11 protein-coding genes and 1 pseudogene are annotated in these 21372 nt (G+C 68.0%); 10 read left to right on the top strand and 2 right to left on the bottom strand.

Annotated features, from left to right (window positions below; all coding sequences use genetic code 11):
* The first annotated feature begins 1 nt into the window (after position 1).
* Positions 2-4039 carry an efflux RND transporter permease subunit gene (locus tag G6O68_RS02860; protein WP_165244532.1) on the top strand — a complete coding sequence of 1346 codons (4038 nt, stop codon included), beginning with the start codon at positions 2-4 and terminating at the stop codon, positions 4037-4039.
* Positions 4036-5190, top strand: coding sequence for a sialidase family protein (locus tag G6O68_RS02865; protein WP_165244534.1), 1155 nt, complete (start codon positions 4036-4038; stop codon positions 5188-5190). Before G6O68_RS02860 ends, G6O68_RS02865 begins: the two co-directional genes overlap by 4 nt.
* 70 nt (positions 5191-5260) lie before the next feature.
* Here G6O68_RS02865 and G6O68_RS02870 read toward each other — a convergent pair whose 3' ends face one another.
* Positions 5261-6094, bottom strand: coding sequence for an IS5 family transposase (locus tag G6O68_RS02870; protein ID WP_165244536.1), 834 nt, complete (start codon positions 6092-6094; stop codon positions 5261-5263).
* 131 nt (positions 6095-6225) lie between these two features.
* On the opposite strand from G6O68_RS02870, the gene G6O68_RS02875 reads away from it, so the two are divergent.
* Positions 6226-7215, top strand: coding sequence for an IS66 family transposase (locus tag G6O68_RS02875; protein WP_165244538.1), 990 nt, complete (start codon positions 6226-6228; stop codon positions 7213-7215).
* A gap of 64 nt (positions 7216-7279) precedes the next feature.
* Positions 7280-7402 (top strand): hypothetical protein, encoded by a 123-nt coding sequence (locus tag G6O68_RS33160; protein ID WP_261345584.1) that lies wholly within the window; start codon positions 7280-7282, stop codon positions 7400-7402.
* A 28-nt stretch (positions 7403-7430) separates the two neighbouring features.
* Here the strand turns inward: G6O68_RS33160 and G6O68_RS33805 are convergent.
* A pseudogene (locus G6O68_RS33805) lies at positions 7431-8205 on the bottom strand (IS3 family transposase); the annotation flags it as partial.
* Positions 8206-8862: 657 nt separating this feature from the next.
* Between G6O68_RS33805 and G6O68_RS02885 the strand changes: the two are divergent.
* The 6 genes from G6O68_RS02885 to G6O68_RS02910 all read left to right on the top strand — a co-directional run bounded on the left by G6O68_RS02885 (position 8863) and on the right by G6O68_RS02910 (position 21193).
* The gene (locus G6O68_RS02885) at positions 8863-11952 is read left to right on the top strand and encodes a HEAT repeat domain-containing protein (protein ID WP_165244542.1); all 3090 of its coding nucleotides are present in this window, start codon (positions 8863-8865) and stop codon (positions 11950-11952) included.
* A gap of 32 nt (positions 11953-11984) precedes the next feature.
* Positions 11985-13007 carry a hypothetical protein gene (locus G6O68_RS02890; RefSeq protein ID WP_165244544.1) on the top strand — a complete coding sequence of 341 codons (1023 nt, stop codon included), beginning with the start codon at positions 11985-11987 and terminating at the stop codon, positions 13005-13007.
* 584 nt (positions 13008-13591) lie between these two features.
* Positions 13592-18241, top strand: a complete 4650-nt coding sequence (locus G6O68_RS02895) for a toll/interleukin-1 receptor domain-containing protein (RefSeq protein ID WP_165244546.1) — start codon at positions 13592-13594, stop codon at positions 18239-18241.
* The gene (locus G6O68_RS02900) at positions 18238-19197 is read left to right on the top strand and encodes a CBASS cGAMP-activated phospholipase (protein ID WP_165244548.1); all 960 of its coding nucleotides are present in this window, start codon (positions 18238-18240) and stop codon (positions 19195-19197) included. Before G6O68_RS02895 ends, G6O68_RS02900 begins: the two co-directional genes overlap by 4 nt.
* A gap of 53 nt (positions 19198-19250) precedes the next feature.
* Entirely contained in the window at positions 19251-20546 is a 1296-nt protein-coding gene (locus G6O68_RS02905; protein WP_165244550.1) for a toll/interleukin-1 receptor domain-containing protein, read from the top strand.
* Positions 20543-21193, top strand: a complete 651-nt coding sequence (locus tag G6O68_RS02910; RefSeq protein ID WP_165244552.1) for an SLOG domain-containing protein — start codon at positions 20543-20545, stop codon at positions 21191-21193. The genes G6O68_RS02905 and G6O68_RS02910 overlap by 4 nt, the downstream gene beginning before the upstream one ends.
* Positions 21194-21372 lie beyond the last annotated feature (179 nt).

Genomic DNA, 21372 nt, shown 5'->3' on the forward strand with positions numbered 1-21372 from the left:
CATGATCGAAGGCATCGTCGAGTGGTCCATCAGGAACCGCTTCCTCGTCATCCTCGCGTCGATCGTCGTCGGGATCGCGGGGGTCCGCGCGCTCTTGACGATGCCCGTCGACGCCATCCCGGACCAGTCCGAGAACCAGGTGATCGTCTTCACCGACTGGATGGGCCGAAGCCCCCATGAGATCGAGGACCAGGTCACGTATCCCCTGACCACCAAGCTCCAGGGCCTGGCCGGGGTGAAGGTCGTCCGCTCGTCGAGCGAGTTCAACTTCTCGATGATCAACGTGATCTTCGACGACTCGGTCGACTACTACTTCGCCCGCCAGCGGGTGCTGGAGCGCCTGGCGACCGTCGCACCCGAGATGCCCGAGGGGGTCACCCCCTACATGGCCCCGGACGCCACGGCCGTCGGCCAGATCTTCTGGTACACCGTCGAGGGCGACGAGACCGACCTGGGCGAGCTGCGGGCCATCCAGGACTGGTACGTCCGCTACCAGCTGAACTCCGTCCCCGGCGTGGCCGAGGTCGCCTCGGTCGGCGGGGCCCCGCGCGAGTACCAGGTCGACCTCGACCCGACCAGGCTCCGCTCCTACGGCATCAGCCTGGGCGAGGTCTATTCGGCCGTCCAGCGCTCCAACTCGGCCGTGGGCGGCCGGGTGATCCACAAGGGGAACGCCGAGTACCTCATCCGCTCGGTCGGCTGGATCAAGGACGTCGAGGACCTCAAAAAGACGGTGGTCGCCGAGCGCGGCGGCGTCCCCATCTACCTGCAGACCGTCGCCGCGGTCCAGATGGGCCCCGGCTTCAAGCGGAGCGTGCTCGAGAAGGACGGCAGGGAGGTGGTCGGCGGCGTGGTGATGATGCGCTTCGGCGAGAACCCGCTGGAGGTGACGCGTCGGGTCAAGGAGAAGATCACGACCCTCTCGGCGGGCCTGCCCGAAGGCGTCCGGATCGTCCCCTTCTACGACCGCACGCCGCTCATCAACAAGGCGCTGGAGACGGTCTCGGACACGGTCAAGGAGGAGATCATCATCTCGACGGTGATGATCGTGCTCATCATGGGGCACCTGGGCGGGGCGTTCGTCGTCTCCATCACGCTGCCGCTGGCGATCCTCTTCAGCTTCCTCATGATGAAGATCTTCGGCATCCCGTCGAACATCATGAGCCTCGCCGGGATCGCCATCTCGGTCGGCATCCTGGAGGACCAGGCCGTCGTCATGACCGAGAACGCCGCTCATCACCTCACGCGGAAGTTCGGCGACCAGCCCGTTCGCGGCGACGCGCTCGACGTCATCATCCCGGCCTGCCGCACGGTCGGTCGGCCCATCTTCTTCTCGATCCTCATCACCATCCTCTCGTTCCTCCCCGTGTTCGCCCTGACCGGCCGGTCGGGGAAGATGTTCCACCCGCTGGCCTGGACCAAGACGTTCGCCCTGATCGGCGTCGCCGTCCTGGCCATCACGCTCGTCCCGGCCCTCATCCCGATCTTCCTCCGGGGGCGGATCAAGGGCGAGGACGACAGCTGGCTGGTGCGGACGATGATCACCATCTTCAAGCCGATGCTCTCCTGGCTGATGGACCGGACGACGCTCGTCTGCTGGCTTTTCGCGGTGATCCTCGGCTGCGGCTACCTCGCCTCGACCCGGCTCGGGAGCGAGTTCATGCCGCCGCTCGACGAGGGCTCGATCCTCGACATGCCGACCTCGGTCCCGAGGATGTCGGTGACCCAGGCGGCGCAAGACCTGAAGGCCCGGGACGCGGTCCTGCGCGGCTTCCCCGAGGTGCTCACGGTGGTCGGCAAGGCCGGGCGGGCGGAGACGGCGACCGACCCGTCGCCGCTCGACATGGTCGAGACGATCATCAACCTCCGCGACCGCGGGCTCTGGCCGAAGCGGAAAATGGAGTTCGAGGACGCGCTCTTTCAGACGAGGGCCGCCCTCGCCTCGCTCGAGTCGAAGGGCCTGCTCGAGCCCCCGGCGACCAAGGGGGAGCGGGACGTCCTCCTGAACGAGGCGGCGATGGAGGTCGTCGCCAAGGTCGACCAGTCGCTCCGGGACCTGGCCCTCCTCCGGATCAAGGAATACCGCCCGGCGCTCGGCTCCGTGCTCGCGGGCGAGGCTGTCGACTCGCTCTTGGCCCGGGTCGACCCGACCCTCGTCCCCCGCAAGCTCACGCCGACGGAACGCGAGGACCTCGCGAAGGAACTCGGCGTCGTCCACGGCGGACGGCTCACGCTCGAGCCGCGGTTCGACGACGTGACCGCCCTCGTGAAGGACGCATCGAAGCGGCTCATCGCCCTCGGGGCCCTCGAGGACCGCCCGGACCTCCTCTCGCCCCCGCCGGGGCCCTGGGAGCGGGCCGCCGAAGCGGCGGGCGAGCTCCTCGGCACCGGCCGGGAGACGCTCTTCACCCGGATCACCGACCAGATCGTCCGGGCCCACGAGGAGAAGCTCGAGGAGCGGATGAAGTCCCTCAACTGGGAGCTTTTCGACCGGGCCGTGGCCGTGGGCTCGGAGGCGGCGGTGGACGAGCTCGTCAAGCGGGGCGAGGCCAAGAAGCTCACGCTCAGGGCGGCCGCGTCGGGAGGACTCGCCGCCCTCCAGGCCTCGCTCGAGAAGCCCTTCTCCGACCGGCTCTTCCTCTGGCAGAAGTCGAAGCAGGACCTGGTCGACGAGATGGGCACGGCGCTCCAGGTGCCCGGCTGGGGGAACATCTTCACCCAGCCGATCATCAACCGGATCGAGATGCTCGCCACGGGCGTCCGCACGCCTGTCGGCGTCAAGGTTTTCGGCGACGACCTGGACGAGATCCAGCGGGTGAGCCAGGAGGTGGCCCGGGTGCTGCGCGGGGTGCGGGGCGCCAACGGCGTCGTCCCGGACCAGATCGTCGGCAAGGGCTACGTCGAGATCGACATCGACCGCGAGAAGGCGGCCCGCTACGGCATCCAGGTGGGCGACGTGCAGGACGTGGTCGAGGTGGCGATGGGCGGCAAGCCGCTCACGACGACCGTCGAGGGGCGCAGGCGGTTCCCGGTCCGGGTCCGCTACGCCCGGGACTTCCGGACCGACGAGGAGGCCCTGAAGCATACGCTCATCGCGGCCCGGGGCTCGGCCGCCGCGGGCTCGGACGCCCCGGGCGGGATGGGCATGGCCGGGGCTTCCGGCGGCGCCCCGGCGTCCGGATCCGGAACCCAGCCGACCCAGATCCCGCTTTCTCAGGTCGCGAGCGTCCGGGTGGTCGAGGGCCCGTCGATGATCAAGAGCGAGAACGGCCTGCTCCGGGCCTACGTCCAGCTCACGGTCACGGGCCGCGACGAGGTCGGGTTCGTCGAGGAGGCCCGCCGCGTCGTCGCCGACGAGGTCAAGCTCCCCCCGGGGATGTACGTCGAGTGGTCGGGCCAGTTCGAGAACGAGCTCAAGACCCGCAAGACCTTGCAGCTCGTCTTCCCGGCGGTCATCGCGGTCATCGTGCTCATCCTCTATTTGACCTACAAGAGCTGGATCGACGCGATGCTGATGATGACGGCCGTGCTCGGGGCGCTCGCCGGGGGGGCGATGTTCCAGTGGCTCTTCGGCTTCAACTTCTCGGTCGCCGTCTGGGTCGGCTACATCGCCTGCTTCGGCATGGCCACCGAGACCGGCATCGTGATGCTCGTCTACCTCCGGGAGGCGATCGAGGAGCGAGGGGGGCTCGAGGGCATCGGCTCCACCGCGGAGCTCAAGGAGGCCATCCTGGACGGCGCCATCCACCGCCTGCGGCCGAAGCTCCTGACCGAGGGGACCACGATCATCTCGATCGCGCCGATGCTCTGGGCAACCGGGGTCGGCTCCGAGGTCATCCGCCCCATGGCCGCGCCGGTCTTGGGCGGCCTGCTCATCGCCGACGAGGTCATCGACGTCTTCCTCCCGGTCCTCTACTTCGCCGTCAAGAAGTGGCAGTGGCGGAAGATCCATCACTTGAGCGTCTTCGAGGATCGCGTCGGGGTCGTCCCGGCCGCCTCCGAAGACGGGGCCCTGGTCTCTTCATCCCGAGGTTCATGATGCGTCGAAGGGTGTTGTTCCCGGCCGCAATGCTCGCCTGGCTCGGCGCGATCGCCTCCGCCGCGGGCCGGGGGGACGGCGGGACGGTGCGCTTGGTCGCCCCGGACGGTCCCGACCGGGAGGGCAAGCAACCGCAGGCGGCGGTGGACCCGGCCGGTCGGATCTACGTCGCCTTCGGCGTGGGCCGCACCGTGCGCCTGGCCGTCTCGACCGACCGAGGGGGGTCGTTCCAGGTCTCGACGGTCGACTCGGTCGGGTCGCTGGCCCTCGGGATGCGGCGCGGGCCGCGGGTCGCCGCGACCGAGGACGCGGTGGTCGTCACGGCCGTCGGCGGCGATGAGGGCGGGGGTCGGGACGGGGACGTCCTCGCCTGGCGCTCGACCAACGGCGGGAAGAGCTGGGAGGGGCCGACGCGGGTGAACTCCGTCGCGAGCTCCGCCCGCGAAGGCCTCCACGGGATGGCGTCGGGCCCGGGCGGGAAGGTCTTCGCCACCTGGCTCGACTTACGGAACGGGCGGACCGAGGTCTACGGTGCCGCGTCGCACGACGGCGGCAAGAGCTGGGAGCCGGACGTCCTCGTCTACCGCTCGCCCGAGAAGAGCGTCTGCGAGTGCTGCCACCCCTCGGCGGCCTTCGCCCCCGACGGCGCTCTCCACGTGATGTGGCGCAACTCGCTCGCAGGGGCCCGCGACCTGTTCCTCGCGAGCTCCGCCGACGGCGGGAAGAGCTTCGGCCCGGCGGCGAAGCTCGGCCGCGGCACCTGGCCGCTCAACGCCTGCCCCATGGACGGCGGCGCCGTCGCCGTCGGGCCCGACGGCCGGGTCGAGACGGTCTGGATGAGGGCCGGCTCGACCTTCGCCGCAAGGCCGGGCGAGCGCGAGCGCGAGCTGGGCCGCGGGGTCCAGGGCTGGACCGCGGCCGGGCCGGGCGGCGCCTACTCGGTCTGGCTCCAACAACGTCCGGGAAGGCTCCTGGCCCTCACGCCCCGGGGCGGGGCCCCGACGACCCTGGCGGAGAACGCCAACGATCCCGTGGTCGCCTCCGCCCCCGGCGGGCGCGGCCCGGTGGTCGCCGTCTGGGAGGATAAATCGAGCCAGGGCGGCATCGCGGCCCGGGTGCTCGCGACGGGTGGGGGAGACGCCCCTCGCTGAACGAAATACGCCCCGGCCGGGCATGGGGTAGGGCCGGTCGGGGGCGTAAGAGTCTGTCCCATATGTGGAACTACGCCGCCATAGGCCGGGGATAGCGGAACTCCGGGTCGACGACGTTCGAAGGGAGGAGCCGATGGAGCATCAGTTGGATCATCGCCAGTTTGATGAACGCCTCGGACGACAGCACGGTCTTCTCGCGGTCCTTGGTCAGGCGGCGGCAGCGGCCCAGCCAGGCGAACGTCCGCTCGACCGGCCAGCGGATCGGCAGGAGCACCCAGCCCTTCGCCCCCTCGGGGCGGCGGATGATCTCCAGCTCCCAACCCGCATGCTCCTCGACCCACTCGTGGAGCTTGAAGTTGTGGTACTTCGAGTCGGCGAACATCCGCGTGACCTTGCCCATCGGCTGGCCGTCCAGCCGGGCGGACAGGTCGGCGGCCGCCTTGGCGTCGTCGACCGAGGCCGCCGTGACCAGGACGGCCAGCAGCAAACCCATGGAATCCACGACGATGTGACGCTTCCGCCCGTCGACGTTCTTGGCGTTGTCGCGGCCCCGCTCCTCGCCGCCGGAAGTCGTGTCGACCGACTGACTGTCGACGCTCGCCGTGGTCCGGGGGCGGTACGGCTTCTCCTTCGTCCGCACCTTGCGGCGTAGAGAGTCGTGGACGCGGTCGAGCGTGCCATTCGACCGCCACTCGTCGAAGTATCTCCAGACGGTGCTCCGGGGCGGGAAGTTCTCCGGCAGGTAACGCCACTGGCAGCCGGTCCGGAGCAGGTAGAGCACGGCGTCGAGGACGTCCCGTACGTCGGTCTTGCGGGGCCGTCCGCCGGTATAGACGGGGATGAGCGGCTCGATCAGGGCCCATTGCTCGTCGGTGACGTCGCTCGGGTAGTGGTGCGTTCTCATCGCCCTTCTACGCCGCTCGACACCCGTCCGGTCCACTTATGGGACAGTCACTCAGCACGCCCGCCCGGCACCCGTAACCGTTCACGGGCCGGTACTTGACAAGCGTCCGGCGGCCTGAGAATCCTCGAGGCGTGAAGCGTCCAGGTTGCATACCGCAGGCGACGTGGGACGTGATCCCGCCGGAGGCGCAGGCCGTCCTGGCGGTCGTGATCGCGGCTTTCGAGGTCCAGATCGCCGATCTGAAGGCGAGCCTGGAGCAGGACTCGTCGAACTCGTCGCGGCCGCCGTCGAGCGACCCGCCGCATCTCAAGCCGGCCCAGCAGCGGAGGCCGTCGGGTCGAAGGCGGGGCGGGCAGCCTGGGCATCGGCGGAACGATCGCATCCGGCTTGAGGCCGACGAGGTGGTCGACGCGAAGCCCGACCGCCGCCGACGCTGCGGCGAGGCCCTCGCCGGCGACGACCCCGGGCCGATCGTCCGCCAGGTCTTCGAGGTCCCCGAGGTCAGGCCGCGCGTCGTCGAATATCGAACCCACCGGTTGAGCTGTCCACATTGCGGGGCGTCGAGCTGCGGCGAACTTCCGGACGAGGCCGAACTCGGCTACGGGCCTCGGACGCAGGCCGTCTGCGCCGCGCTCGCGGGCGACGGCCGGATGAGCAAGCGACGCGTCGCCCGCGTGATGGAGTGGCTCTTCGGCCTGCCGATCGGCCCGGCGTCGGTCTGCGAATTGGAGCGTCGCACGGCCGAGGCCCCGGCCCCGATCCACGCCGAGGTGGTCGAACATATCCGCGAACTCCCCGCCGACGTCGACGAGACGAGCTGGCGCCAGGGGCGCGACCGGGGCTGGCTCTGGACGGCCACGACCAGGAGGCTGGCCGCCTTCCGGGTCGCCGCGAGTCGCGGCCGCGACGCCTTCGCCGAGCTGATGGGCCGGTCGCCGCCGTGGGTCGTGACCTCGGACCGCTACTCGGCGTACTCACACCTTCCGGCCGAGAGGCGCCAGGCCTGTTGGGCCCACACCATCCGAACGCAATCGACAAACCGGCCGATTCGCCGGCGTCTCCTCGGTTCCGCGATCCTCCCCATCGCTCGGCCTCGACGGCTCCTCCGGGCCCGGGCCTGACGGCTCCCCCCCGATCCGACCCAGCGGGATCACGTGCCGGATCTCCAGCGAGTCCTCCCCGACTATGACCCGCTCGATCAGCAGCTGCAAGATCCGCTGCCGCTCGGACGGCGTCGCCTCGGCGATCCGCGCCCGCACCCGAGTTCAGAACGACTTCAGGTCCGACCAGGCCGCTTTCGCCGCCTGACGCTCGGCCTGCGATCGTCGCTCCATCAGCCGACGATCTGCCGGGAGTAGAGGTCCTCCACCGCCGACAGGTACAGCCACCCTGCGCGGGTTGGGATGTAGGTGATGTCGGCCGTCCAGACCTGGTTCGCCTCCGCCGGCTCGAACTGCCGGCCCACGACGTTCTCGGCCACCGGGCGGTCGTGGTTCGAGTCGGTCGTGCACCGGAACTTCCGCTTGGTCTTGGCGGCGACCCCGTGCTCGCGCATCAGCTTGGCCGCCGTGTCGACGCAGCACGCCTCGCCCCGAGCCGCCAACTCGGCGCGGATGCGCGGGCCGCCGTAACGGGCCTTGACTTCGGCATGGACCACCCTGATGGCGACGGCCGGGGCCTCGCGTCTCAGCGTCCTGTCGCTCCGCGGCCTCCCCCGCCGGTCGTAACAACCGCCCGGGGAGACGGCCAGGACCGGGCACATGAGCCGGACCGGCCATCGGCCCCGATGGCGTTCGACGAAGTCGTACCTCATGACGACTCCCCGGCGAGGAAGGCCGTCGCTTTTTTCAGGAAGTCGCGCTCCATCGTCAGCCGCTTGTTCTCGGCCCGGAGGCGGCGCAGCTCCTCCTCCAGGGCCGGCGGGTTGCCACTGCCGGGGAAGGCCGGAGCGCCGCTCGCGGCGAGCGCCGTCTTCCAGCTCCGCAGCAGGCTCTCGCCGAGGTCGAGGTCGCGTGCACCTCGACCTCGGCGATGCTCTTGCCCTGCTCGGTGACGAACTGGACGGCCCGGACCTTGAATTCGGGGGTGAACGTCCGTCGTGTCTTTGCCATCGCTGTCCTCCTCACGCTGAGCTTACGCTCTTATCGGAGCGCTCGCCATTCGTGGGGAAGTCCATCTTCCGCCTCCTCAAGCCGTCAGATAGAACCTAGTCGTTGCGTTGCCCAATACCTCGCACAATCAAACCGGACCGGCTGTCGATTGACAAATGACATATATTGATGTCTGCATTTGATTTGGGGCACGGCCTTGTCGTCCCGTGAGCGTTTAAAATACGATGATGTTTGAGTGCGATCGCTTGAAAGTCGCGGGTGTGAAGGATCTGATCCGAAGCATGCCGGTCGAATTCGCGTTCCGTTAAACATTCCAGGCCGAGAGACATCGGAGAAGTTCCCACCATGGCCTTTCACTTCGGGCGACTACGGCCGGACCGGGGTTTGGCGAGAGTCTCGCCGCCCTTCCTCTGGACAGTACTGGTGATTTGCTCGCACGTGATTTCCAGAGATTCGGCCGTCGCCCAAGCGCCCATTGTTGCAACTCCGATAGCTCCAAACACCTTGCCGATTCCTATCATTCGTCCGGATCCTTGGCAGGACCCAACCTATGAACCCTTCCTGGCCGCCCTCCGAAGGACTGCACAAGGCGACCCCGACTATGAGGTTCGGCGTGACGGCATGACGAGATTCGGAAAGTCGCTCCGAGAGCCGGGCGTGATCTTTGCCGCCCTGAGCGACAAGAATGGTCGGGTTTGGGCGGAAGGCCTTCGATGGATCAGGATCAGTCGCTGGCTTAACACGACCCTGGTGCCTAACCTCACGGAGCATCTGACTGATCCGGACCCCGAGGCGCGGTTCCAGGCGGCTTCGGCTCTACGCGAGTTGGCTCCCTGGGCCGTGCCCGAAACCTTGCCTCGCCTGGCGGGACTGCTGAAGGATCCTCTGCCGGCTGTCCGGCTGGCTGCACTGGCGGCCCTGACTGAATATGGGACGGCTGCGGCAGCCGATGCCTTGCCGATCCTTGAAGGCCCCCCGCCGGATCCGAAGGACGACGATTGGCTGTTCAGAACGGCCATCGCCGTGACGAGAATAGACCCCAGGCACCCCGATCCGGCCGCTTGGCTCATCCTACGCTCGTCCGACCGTGCCGACGCGTCGGCCGTCGCTCAGGCCATCGTCTCGATGGCGGTTCAGGTCGGATTCGACCCGAGTTCTGGTCTCGCCTGGGCGGCGGGGAACGGGAGAGACGCGACCTGGGCGAGAGTATTGCCCGCGGTCGACGCCTGGAGCCGTCATCGATTTTGGGTTCGTCCGCCGGATCCACCAATGAAGCCGGGCCAGGTCGCCCCTTGGCAGCCCTTGACCTCCTCATCACCGGCACAACTCGGACGTCTCGTGGATGCATTGTTGGGGCGTGTCGAAGCCTCTCAGACCGATCCCGAGCTACGTGTCGCCACGCTGGAGGTGATCGGCCGCATGGGCGTCTACGCCTCGTCGGGCACGCCCACGCTTCGAAGGCTGGCGAACGCCGAGACCGACCCATTGCGCAGGCTTCATATCGAGGCGACTCTGCTCCGCGTGGTCCCCGACGATACGGGGGCTGTATCGCTTTTATGGACTTCCGCCACTGGCCCGGATCAACTCGTCGGCGAGATCGCCTACGAATGGCTTCGCGACGCTGCAGTCTTCGGGCGCGGAAGCGGGCCCAATCTCGCCGGGCTCCTATCGAATGCGATCGCGTCTGGAAATGCTGCCCTCCGGAAACAGGCCATCCCCCTGGCATTATCTCTGGGCGTGACGCTCACTCCCGATCAAGCCCGCCCCCTCTTGCCGGGCGTACTTAAGTCGATCAAGTCTGGGACGTCGGCGGAAGTCCCCCAGACGCTCCACGAGGCCGCTGTATTGATGCCGTCCCTCTCCCACGCCGAGCGAGGTCCCCTACTGCACGCCGTTCTCGAACGCTTCGACCGGAGAGAACCCCCTATCGTCGCCACTATCTCCGCGACCCTCGTCAAGTGGGCGATACTGTCACAGCCCGAGAAAGCGTCACTCCCACTGGGTCTCCCCATCGACTTGAATCGGCCGCAGCCTCCCGCCCGCTCGCCGCTTATGAGCTCACGGATTCTCGGCCAGCTATTCGACGCATTGCTCAAGGGCCTCAACGATTCCGATCCGGCCGTCCGTGAGACTATAGTCCTGACCTTGCCCATCGGGTTCCGTATGGACGACGACCATCAGCCGCGATACATCGACGCGCTGGCCGATCATGTGCGAGCCGGCGAGCCGGCGCTGTACGCGATGCTGGATCGCCTTGGAATCGCCGTGCAACAGTCGCAAATGCGACTGATGTCCGATCGCGTCTGGCAGGATTTAATCGGTCGGTTGCGAGTGCGTGTGACATCGGACGACATGAAGGATCGGCAGGTGGCCGCCCAGATGCTCGGGGAGTTGGGGCTCTATGGTTTTCAACCCCCTCCGAATGTTGCGCCCCAGTTCCCGCTCCCTGCCGAAGCGCGAGTCGATGCAATTTTGGAAGCTCTGGCAATGGGGTTGGAGGGTGCAGACGCCGCCACCAAGAAAATCGTGGCGTCGGCCATTATGAATGCCGGAGCCATCCGGCGTTGCCGGATCGAGCCGCTCATGGCGGCATGGCAGGCCGTGCAGAATCTTGACGGCGACCGACACTTCCTGTCAAGGTTTGCCGCGGAGTTGGAGCGGCTCCTCGGCGACTCGCCGACGGTGCGAGATGCATGGCGTACCGCCCTGACAGCTTCCGAGGAACCGCCACCCGTGAATCTCGATCCGAGGATTTTCCGTGGCTTCCTGGTATCGGTCTTCATCACGCCACAGAGTCGCGCAATCTCACGAGCATTGGCCGACGAATTCCTCGAACGGCTTGATCACCCGGATCCAACGGAACGTCTGAAGGCGGCGAAGGGGCTCGTACAACTTGGCCTCACCCTCGATTTCCGTCAAGCCTCACGTCTGTTGCAGCATCTTCCGGATCCAGACCCCTCGGTCCGCCGCGCGATCCAGGCGGCTATATGGCAATGGATCTATCCAGATGCGCCGATATCGCCTGCGCCTCAGGCCCCATCCGCTCCGGCTCGAACGACTCCGCTCTGGCCTCCGCCGCCCGGGAATACGCCCATCCCTCTCCCAGACGAGGCCATTGGACGGCCCGACGCCGTGTGGGACGATGTCATCGTAAAAATCGCGAGGCTCTTGATCCGCGAATATGGAAACATCTACTATATGGTACCCTCCCCAAAAGGCGCTCATGGGGATAGCTCGGAGGCGATCGATCCCGAGACCTGCCTGGTGCTTATTACCGAGATCGAACCGATCCACGGGGACGGGACGAGGCTCAGTGTCAGCGAAAGGGCCGAGTTGGTCGGGCTCAAGAAGCTCTATCCGCCTCGAACGTGGAAGGAATGCCTGACCCGGTTGATCACCAAGGCACCCGGGCGATATCGCATGGTCATGGTGATGATCAGGCCGACCGCGGACCGGCCTCCCAGCCAGGTGGACGCGACCTGGTCGGGAGGACTGACGGACGACATGGCGCTCAACCCGTTCGGCTGGAACTCCGCCGTCGACATGAACTCGGTGGTCATGGCTCTCCCTCGCTCGATGAAGGGGCATCCTATCGACGACGGCATGGTCTGGGTCGTCGTCTTCGACCTTGAACGGCCGCGAGCCGGGCGCATCGACCCAAAGATGCGAGGAGAGACGTGGGAGAAGAACCTCATGGATGCCGGACTTGGCGAGTTGCTCTCTCCCCTCCAGCCTTCTGGACGATGACATTAAGCCTCCGTTCGATCGGAGTGCATGCCATGGCCGATCCCGTGAACCGAGACTCAACCTCCTCGCCCCACGAGAATTTCGTCGGCCTAGACCGGGGTCGCAGGAGCCTGACCTATGTCGCGACTGCTGGGGCCCTCTTGCTGCTCGCAGGGTTCTTCCTTCTGATCGCGATGCAGGGCGAAGCTTCGGACGCCCCCGCACTCGGCTGGCAGGAGGTCGTCGAGGGGTTGTGGCTCCTGCATCTCGCGGCGATTCCGATTCTCTTGCTCCACACGTCGTGGCTCGCTCGGATCTTACAGCTTGGGCCGGCGGACGACCCGATCCCGCGGGCTCGCTTCTACGCTTGCATGGGCTTCAAAACGGCGATCCCACTACTTGTCGCAGTCACCTACGCCCTCCTACGCTCGGGCGTAGTCCTAGGTCGGCAACGGCTCGACACGGCCCTCTTGCTCTCGAGCGTCCCCCTCTACCTGTCGATTGGCCTGATGATGTTCCCATCCGCGCCGTTCTTTCAACGACCGAGGCCGGCCCGTCGACAGGAGCCCCCGAAGCCTGATGGATCCCCGTCGGCGAGTGCGGAAGACGGGCTTCATAGACGATTCGCGGTCGCCTTCTCGTTCCCCGGCGAACGTCGCGGATTCGTGGGCGAGTTGGCCGCGATTCTCGCCGGAAGACTGGGAAAGGGAAGGGTTCTCTATGACAGCTTCCACGAGGCCGAACTCGCCCGTTTCAACCTCGATCTCTATCTGCCGAAGCTCTATCAAATCGACTCGGAATTGATCGTTGTCTTCCTGGATCGCGACTACGAGGGGAAGCGGTGGTGCGGCCTTGAGTGGCGATCCATCCGCCAGTTGATCCAGACCGTCGATGAACACCGCATCATGCTCCTCGCCTTCGACGAATCGCTACTTCGTCAGGAGCAGGGGAATGAACTGGGCGTCCTCCCGGGCGACGGCTACGTATTCATCGCAGACCGACCCGCCAAGGAGATCGCCGATCTAATACTCGAACGTCTGGCTTTCGAGCGGAGGGCCGCTACGGCTGCGCCATAACCACCGGCGGAGCCGAGCATGCCCTGCTCGACGCCTGCTTCGTCGTGACCGACGCCCTCAGCCTGGCCGCCGTCCAGCCCGGCGGGGTCGTCGCCGCCGAGGCCGCCCGGGGCGAGTTGAAGGCGACAATCCGCGAGACGTCGAAGACGGGCCTGGAGGCCGTCTCCAGGGCGGGCTCGCGCAAGGCGCGATGCTGGTGGGCGGTCCGCTCCGCTGACGGCGTCCACAAGGTGCTCAGGCGTGCCCTGGAGGCCCTCGCCCGCATGATGCTCGGCCAGCGCGTCGACGTCGCCCCCCTCTCGCAGTCGAGGCGAAGGGCCGGCAAGCATCTCGCCGGTCTGCCCGCTCGCGACTCGCGCGTGGACTTCGCCTCGGAGAACGCGACGGCGACGATCAGGCATTCGCGGCCGGCCGCCGACTTTGTGCAAGGTGCCGCTTCCGAAGTGATCCTTCGCCGAAGAATTCGGAACTCTTGCGATGATTGTGTGGTGCCGAGTGCAATCGATCGCGTATCCTGGACCCGCGCCGACGGCGGATTCCCGCCATATCAATCGACTTTCGATCGGGACTTCGAGCGAGCCGCCATGTCGAACAACGATCAGAAGCGCTACCACGCCTTCCTGTCATACAACTCGGCGGATCGCCCGGCCGTGCGTCAGCTCGCCGAGCGGCTCAGGGCCGAGGGGTTGGAGCTGTACCTGGAGGAGTGGGAGCTGGCCCCGGGCCGCGAGTTCCAGGCGGCGTTGGCCGAGGGCCTGCGCGACAGCAAGTCCTGCGTGGTCTTCCTCGGCCCCAGCGGCCTCGGGCCCTGGCAGAAGCAGGAGCTCCAGGTCGCGATCGACCGGCGGGCCCGCGAGGAGTCGTTCCCGGTCGTCCCGGTGCTGCTGCCGGGCGCCGAGCGGCCGCGCCGCGGGGACGTAGCGCTCCTGGAGTTCCTGATCAACGCCTCCTGGGTCGAGTTCCTCAAGACCCTCGACGACGAGGCGGCCTTCCGGGGCCTGGTCTGGGGCGTCACGGGCGTCAAGCCCCGGGCGACGGACGTGTCGCCCTACGAGGGGAAGTGCCCGTATCGCGGGCTGGAGGCGTTCGGGCCGGGGGATGCGAAGTACTTCTTCGGCCGCGCCGCGCTGACAGGCTGGCTGGCCAGCGAACTGCGGCGCGAGGTCCGCTCGGCCGACGGCGTGCGGCTGCTGGCCGTGCTCGGCCCATCGGGCAGCGGCAAGTCGTCCGTCGTCCTGGCGGGGCTTGTGCCGAGCTTGAAAGAGGGGGCGATCGAAGGGAGCGCGAGCTGGCCTGTCGCCATCCTCCGCCCCGGGGGCGACCCGTTGAAGAACCTCGCCGAGAAGCTCGTCCCTCTGCTGCGCGCGGAGGTCCGGCCCGACGCGTCGCTCTCCGAGGCGGCGGAGCAGAAGGAGCTGCTCGTCGACCTTCAAGGCGACGGGGACGAGGCCCCGGCCGCGCTCGACCGCTACGCCGGCCTGAAGTTCGCCCCGGAGCCCGAGGGCCGCCGGCTCCTGATCGTCGTGGACCAGTTCGAGGAGATCTTCACGCATCGGCCGCAGGACGACCACGCGAAGGCCCGATTCGAGAAGTCCCGCGACGCTTTCGTCGCCAACCTGCTCCACGCGGCGTCCGCCCCCGGGGGCCGCGTAGTCGTCGTGCTCACGATGCGCTCCGACTTCCTCGGCCGTTGCGCGGCGTCGCCCCGGCTCGCCGCCGCGCTCGGCTCCCATCAGCAGCTGGTCGGCTTCATGACGCCCGCTGAGCTTCGCGAGGCGATCGAGCGGCCGGCGTTCCTGGCCGGCTGCGAGGTCGAGCCGGCGTTGACCGAACGCCTCCTGGCCGACGTGAGGGGCCAGGCGGGGTCCCTGCCGCTCCTGCAGTTCGCCCTGACCGAGCTATGGAAGAAGCGAGACGTCCGTCGACTCACCCTGGCGTCGTATGAGGCGCTGGGGACCGACGAGCACGGCGAGCGCCGGGGCGTCGAGCGGGTGCTCGAGAATCGGGCGGAGGAAGTCTACCTCGGCCTCGACCCCGAGGACCAGGAGCTCAGCCGACGCCTCTTCCTGCGACTCGTGCAGCCGGGCGAGGGGGCCGAGGACACCAAGCGGCGAATCTCCTACGACGGGCTGCTGCCCGACGACCCGGGGCGGGCCGCCGCCTTCCGCCGCCTGATCCAGGCCCTCTCCGGCGGCGCGGCCCGGCTGGTCACGACGGACGCCGGCGGCGGCGGCTCGATCGAGGTCGCCCACGAGGCCCTCATCCGCGGCTGGTCCAGGCTCCGCGGCTGGATCGAGGCCGACCGCGCCGGGATGCGCATCCGCGACCGGCTGGCCGAGACGGCCCGAGAGTGGTCCGGGGCCGCCTCCGAGCACAAGGCCGATTACCTCTACGCGGGGGCGCAGCTGGCGCTGGCTCGTGAGTGGGCCTCCGCACACCGCGACGAGCTCAGCGCCTTGGAGGTTGCGTTCCTGGGCACCGGCGAGGAGGCCGAGCGACAGCGGACGCAGGACGAAGCCGAGCAGCAGCGTCGCCTGCGTGAGGCGGCCGAGGAGGCGGCCGAGGCTGAGCGAAAACGAGCCGAAGAGGCGGAACTTCGTCAGCAGGCCGAGACGGCGCGGGCCGAAGCGGAGGCGGCTCGAGCCCGAGAGGCGGAGGCGCGAGAGAGGGCCGAACAGGGGAGGACGTTGGAGGCCGAGAGGGCGACCACCGAAGCCGTCAAACGAGAGGACGCCGAGCGTCGGAGGGCCGAAGAGGCTCTCACATCGGCGGAGGGCCAGCGCCGGGCGGCGGAACGGGAACGCCGTCTCGGTCGCCGTTACCAACGCGTGGCGGGGGCTGCGTGCCTCCTCCTCATCTCCGCCTGCGGCCTGGGTTACTGGGCCAACTCGGCAAGGATCGACGCTGAGAGCAACGAGAGGATCGCCGAGTCGCGGCGACTGGCGGCGCTCTCGGAGGCGGCGAGGCCGCTACGGCTGGATCGGGCGTTGCTTCTAGCTGTCGAAGCCTCGCGTGGCCCTGACACGATCGAAGCCCGCGCCAGCCTGCAACATGCCTTGGACGAGCGTCCGGAAGTGGTTCGCTTCAGCCACGTCCCGGAGGGTGGCGTCGGTTCCGTGGCCTTCGACTCGGGCGGCACGCTCGCCGTGAGTCAAGGCGGGACGATTGCCTTGTTCGATTCGGAAGGAAAACGTCTCCATTTAGATCCCCTGTTAGTCGCGGAGGCTCATGTTATAGACATGGCATTCGCCCCAGGAAAAGATCTCATGCTCGTCGCGGGTTATAGCCGCGGCGAGGGGGCGGATGCCCGAGGAGGCGTCGCGCTGTTCGATCGGTCTGGACACTTGTTCAGAACTGTGGACGTCGCAGAGGGTCCAGTGACCAGCGTGGCTGTCGACGCGGCCGGGGCTTTCGCAGCCGGCTTCGGACCTCGGCATGAAGACGACTCCGAGGCCGGCGGTGGCGTGATCCTGTTCGAGATCAACGGTCGCAAAGTCTCCAGTCATGACGTTCCGGAGGGCTACGTTCGAGACGTGGTCTTGGCGTCGGGCGAGAATCCCGGCCTCGCCGTGGGCTACGCACGCGGCGAGGGACATGAGGCCCGCGGTGGCGTGATCCTATTCAATCCGGGCGGCCGCAAGCATCTCGACGTCCCCGAAGGCTTTGTACTCTCTGTGTCTTTTGGACCGAGCGAGACTCTCACAGCAGCTTACATAACCGACTCCGGCAGCGGAGTCGTCCGCTTCGACGGCGAAGGTCGCAGAGTTGGGAACCTCCCGCTGAGGGTCGAGGAGGGCCACGTGGGCCACGCCCGGATCGGGCCCAACGGAGACATCGCCGTTACATATAACGATGCGGCCCGTGGGGGCGGGATAGTCGTGTTCGACGCCGCGGGCCGTCGGTCTGGATCAGCCCCGATGAAGATAGCAGAGGGCCGCGTCAATTGCGTTAGCTTTGGTCCGCGCGGGATCCTTGCGGCAGGTTATGCACCCAACCTGCGAGATAATGGTTTAGGTGGAGTCGTTCTGCTAGATCCAGCGAGGCGACAGCGGCCGGCAACTCCACTCGAGGGCACCGTTTCGAGCGTCGCTTTCAATCCATCTGGGATTCTCGCAGTGGGGCACAGGCGCAAGCGAGGAGGGGATGTCGTATCGCTTCTGGACGTTGACGGGCGGCCTGGCCGCGATGCATCTCCGGCGATCAACGAGGGGTACGTGAGGAGCGTGGCGTTCAGCCCGCGAGGAGTCCTCGCCGTCGGGGTCGAATTTGAAAGATGCGAGAATGACGTCGCCCGTGGCGGCGTGGTCCAATTTGACGCCGAAGTCCATCGGTCGGGCCTCCTGGAAATTCCTTGGGGGCCGGTTACAAGCGTAGCCTGCGACTCGAGCGGTACCGTGGCTGCGGCGTACGCAACCGGCGAAGGAGTCGACGCTCGCGGTGGCGTCGCCTTGATCGACGCGACGGGTCGCTTGACCAGCAACGTGGAGGTCCCGGAGGGCCACGTGACCGGCGTGGCGTACGGCCCAGGTGAGGGTTTCGCCGTCGCCTACTCCAGAGATGGGGGCGAAAGCGACCTCCCGAGTGGCGGAGTCGTCTTCTTCGACACTAAAGGCCGCCGTCTAAGGACTGCCGAGATCCCGACGATATATGTCACCGGCGTGTCGATCAATCGCTCGGGTCTACTCGCGGCCGGATACGGGGGAGTCGGCGGGAGTGGCGGCGTCGCACTGTTCGAGATGGACGACCGATCGGCAGCTGCGAGGTATTTGGCGGTGCCAGAAGGCTACGTCAACACCGTGGCGTTCGGCCCGAAGGACGCCCTGGCAGTGGGGTATGGACGCGTCGGTGGTGCCAGTTGGGGTGTGGTCTTGTTCGACGCCAAGGGCCGTAGGCAGCGGACCATGTCGCTCGACGTCAAGAAGGGGAGCATCCGAGGTCTGGCTTTCGACGCGACTGGGATCCTCGCGGTAGGGTACAACGCCACATCCCCAGTCAACAACGGGGTGTTCTTGCTCGACGCTGACCCTACCTCCTGGCTCAGCCAAGCCCAAGCGATCGCCAACCGCAACTTCACGCGGGCGGAATGGGCGGATTGCTTCCCGGACTTCCCACAGAGCGCCCCCTACCGCCGCACCATCCGGTCCCACCCCTGGCCGCACGACCTAACCGGGGAAGAGAAGAATGCGGCCGTGGCGTGGGAGAATCACCACCTCGAAAAAGAAGGCGAAAGATGAGCAAGCCTTTCCGCATCCTGAGCATCGACGGCGGCGGCATGATGGGGGCGTTCCCGGCCGCGGCGCTGGCGGCGTTCGAGCGGGCGACCGGCCGCAGGGTCGTCGACCACTTCGACCTGATTACGGGGACCTCGACCGGCGGCATCATCGCGATCGGGCTGGCCATGGGGGCCACGGCCGAGCAGATCAGCGCCTTCTACGAGACCGAGGGGCCGAAGATCTTCCCGAGGCGCACGGGCATGCAAGGGTGGATCGGGCGAGCGAAGGACCTGTTCCGGCCTAAGTACTCGAACGCGGGGCTGCGTGCGGCCGTCGAGGGGGTCGTCGGCGACCGGCCGCTGAAGGAGGCGAAGACGCGGCTGGTGATCCCCTCGTACGACGTGAACACGGGCAAGGTCTACCTCTTCAAGACGCCGCATCACGAGAACGCCCGGGCCAACGCGGACCTGCCGGCGCTGGACGCGGCGCTGGCGACCTCGGCGGCCCCGACCTTCTTCCCCGCGCACGTCATCCCCGGCCTGGGGACGTTCATCGACGGCGGGATGTGGGCGAACTGCCCGGCCGTCGTCGGCCTGGTCGAGGCGATGGACTTCCTGGGCCGGGCCCCGGAGGACGTCCGCATGCTGAGCATCAGCACGACCAACTACCCGTTCCTCATCGACGACCCCGGCAAGCTCCGCGGCCTGCTCGGCTGGGCGCCGAAGCTCGTCGACACCTTCATGTTCGGCCAGGCCCAGTCGGCGGTGAACACGGCCTTCTGCCTCCTGAAGCGCGGCCTGTTCCACAGGATCGACTACGTGGTGCCCGCCCAGGCGTACAGCATGGACGCCGCCGCCGCCGCCCGGGACGTCGCCTCCAGGGGCCGCGTGATCGCCGAGCTGAACGAGAACATGCGCGTGGTGCGAGAGCAGTTCCTGAACGGCGACCCGACCGAGCCGTACACGCCGCTCGCGTGAGCGTCCGCCGAGGAAGCTCGTCGACGCCGGTGCTGATCTTACGGAGGACCCGCGTGAAGAATCTTCGCTACCAACTCGCGGTGCTGGGCCCCTCGGCCGACCGCTACCCGGACACCGTCGGCCTCGGCCTGAGGAAGGGGTTCGCCGACCTAGGCCTCGACCCGGACGAGGACCTCCTGGTCGTCGACCCGACCGACCTCGCCGGTTTCGACGAGTACGCCGCCTATTCGGCCGGCCTCTGGTTCGGCGGCGAGGCCGACGCCGATCCGGCCCACCTCGACCTGCTCGAACGCCTGCGGGCCGTCGGCGCCCCGATCCTGCCGCTGGTCGAGGACATCGGCCGTTTCGGCGAGCTCGTCCCCGAGGTCCTCCGGCCGACGAACGGCCTGCGATGGGACGACGCCCAGGTCGCCGCCGACGTGCTCCGCTCCTTCCGGCTGACGCGCGACCTGCGGCAGGCGTTCGTCAGCTACCGCAGGACCGACGCCCGGCCGACGGCCGAGGCCCTGTTCGAGGCCCTCTCGCACCGGAAGTACCGCGTCTTCCTCGACACCGCCTCGGTCGAGTCGGCCGAGCCGTTCCAGGACGTCCTCTGGGACCGGCTCGCCGACATGGACCTGCTCGTGCTGCTGGACAGCCCCGAGGCCCTGAGCTCGCGATGGGTCAACGACGAGCTGGTCCGGGTCAACAACCTGGGCCTGGGCGTGCTTCAGCTCGTCTGGCCGGGGCACTCGCCCTATAGGGGCACCGAGCTGAGCACCCGCCTGCAGCTGGAGTCGTCCGACTTCGTCGACGGCGATCACGGCCCCGCTGGCCGCCTCGGCGACGGGGCGATCGCCCGCGTCGTCGCGCTCGCCGAGGACGTGCGCATCGCCTCCCTGGCCGCGCGGCGGACCCGCGTCGTCGGCGAGCTCGTGGCCCGGATCCCTCCCGACCTGCGGATCGACGTCCAGGTCATCGGCCCGCTGATCGTCCGCAAGGCCGCCGAGACGGACGTCGACGCCGCCCCCCTCGGCCTCGTCCTCCCCTTCATCGGGCTGCCCGACGCCTGGTCGCTCCACCGCGACGAGCGGGAGCTGTCCGACCGGCTCCTCCGACTGCTCGGCGTCGACGCCCCGACGCTCCTGGCGATGGTGCGGGACGGCCGCGTCCGGGCGGTCTTCGACGGCCTGGGCGTCCGTAGCGAACGCGCCGCCCACCTGACCTGGCTCAACGGCCACCTGCCCCTGAAGACCCTGTCGATCGACCGCCAGGGCCCCGCGACGCCCGGCGGATCCGGCGTCGGCGACCCCCTGGGACGTTGGCTCGAGGCTTTGAGCTCCGCGAAGACCGCGGGAGGGACGGCATGAACCGAGCACCGATCTTCCTCTCGGCCGGCGTCCCGGACAAGGATCCGCATAAGTACTCGGTCGAGCCGATCGCCGTCCGCGAGGCCGTCCGGGCCCTCGTCGGCGCCATGCTGCCCGCGCGCCCGCTCGTCTTCGGGGGGCACCCCGCGATCTCGCCCATGGTCTGGGAGGACGCCGACAGCCTGGGGCTCGCCCGGGACGTCTTCATCTACCAATCCCGCCTTTTCGCCACGAAGGTCCCGAAGGAGGCCCATTTCTTCCAGGGCCTGGACCGCCTCGTCTGGACCCCGGCCGTCCCCCTCGACCGGCCCGGCCGCGACGCCTCGCTGGCCTTGATGCGGGACGCGATGATCGTCCGGCGCGTCCTCGACGAGTCGAAGGTCCTCGACCCCTCGGCCCCGCCCGATTTCCCCGAGTACTCCGCCGGAGTCTTTATCGGCGGGATGCAGGGGATCGAGGACGAGTGGCGGCTCTTCCGGGCGAGCTATCCGAACGCCCCCGCCTTGCTGGTCGCCTCCACCGGCGGCGCGGCCCGCCTCCTGATAGACGACGCCGGCTCCGCGCAGATCTACCCGCCGGCCGCGCGACGCCTGCTGGAGCGCGACCGCCGCTATCGCTTCGTGTTCCGCTCGCTGCTGCCGCCTTGATGCCGTTGAGTTCGACCGGAGAAATGGACATTCGACAACCCAGCCGGTCTGCATCTCGGCCGGACCCGTCCGAAAGACGCCTCGGTCGCCCAATTCATGTCCCAGCCAGGCTGGCATCGAATCTGTTATTCGGCCGCATCCAAGGGGGCCCCGGGGATGGCCGATCCGTACTGGCAATC

Origin of the sequence: Paludisphaera soli, from assembly GCF_011064595.1 — a bacterium.
GTDB lineage: Bacteria > Planctomycetota > Planctomycetia > Isosphaerales > Isosphaeraceae > Paludisphaera > Paludisphaera soli.

Excerpts from the sequence above, each read along its gene's own strand:
- G6O68_RS02870 (WP_165244536.1), bottom strand. The coding sequence starts at position 6,094 with ATGAGAACGCACCACTACCCGAGCGACGTCACCGACGAGCAATGGGCC.
- G6O68_RS02895 (WP_165244546.1), top strand. The coding sequence starts at position 13,592 with ATGTCGAACAACGATCAGAAGCGCTACCACGCCTTCCTGTCATACAAC.
- G6O68_RS02865 (WP_165244534.1), top strand. The coding sequence starts at position 4,036 with ATGATGCGTCGAAGGGTGTTGTTCCCGGCCGCAATGCTCGCCTGGCTC.
- G6O68_RS02910 (WP_165244552.1), top strand. The coding sequence starts at position 20,543 with ATGAACCGAGCACCGATCTTCCTCTCGGCCGGCGTCCCGGACAAGGAT.
- G6O68_RS02900 (WP_165244548.1), top strand. The coding sequence starts at position 18,238 with ATGAGCAAGCCTTTCCGCATCCTGAGCATCGACGGCGGCGGCATGATG.
- G6O68_RS33160 (WP_261345584.1), top strand. The coding sequence starts at position 7,280 with ATGACCCGCTCGATCAGCAGCTGCAAGATCCGCTGCCGCTCGGACGGC.
- G6O68_RS02890 (WP_165244544.1), top strand. The coding sequence starts at position 11,985 with ATGGCCGATCCCGTGAACCGAGACTCAACCTCCTCGCCCCACGAGAAT.
- G6O68_RS02860 (WP_165244532.1), top strand. The coding sequence starts at position 2 with ATGATCGAAGGCATCGTCGAGTGGTCCATCAGGAACCGCTTCCTCGTC.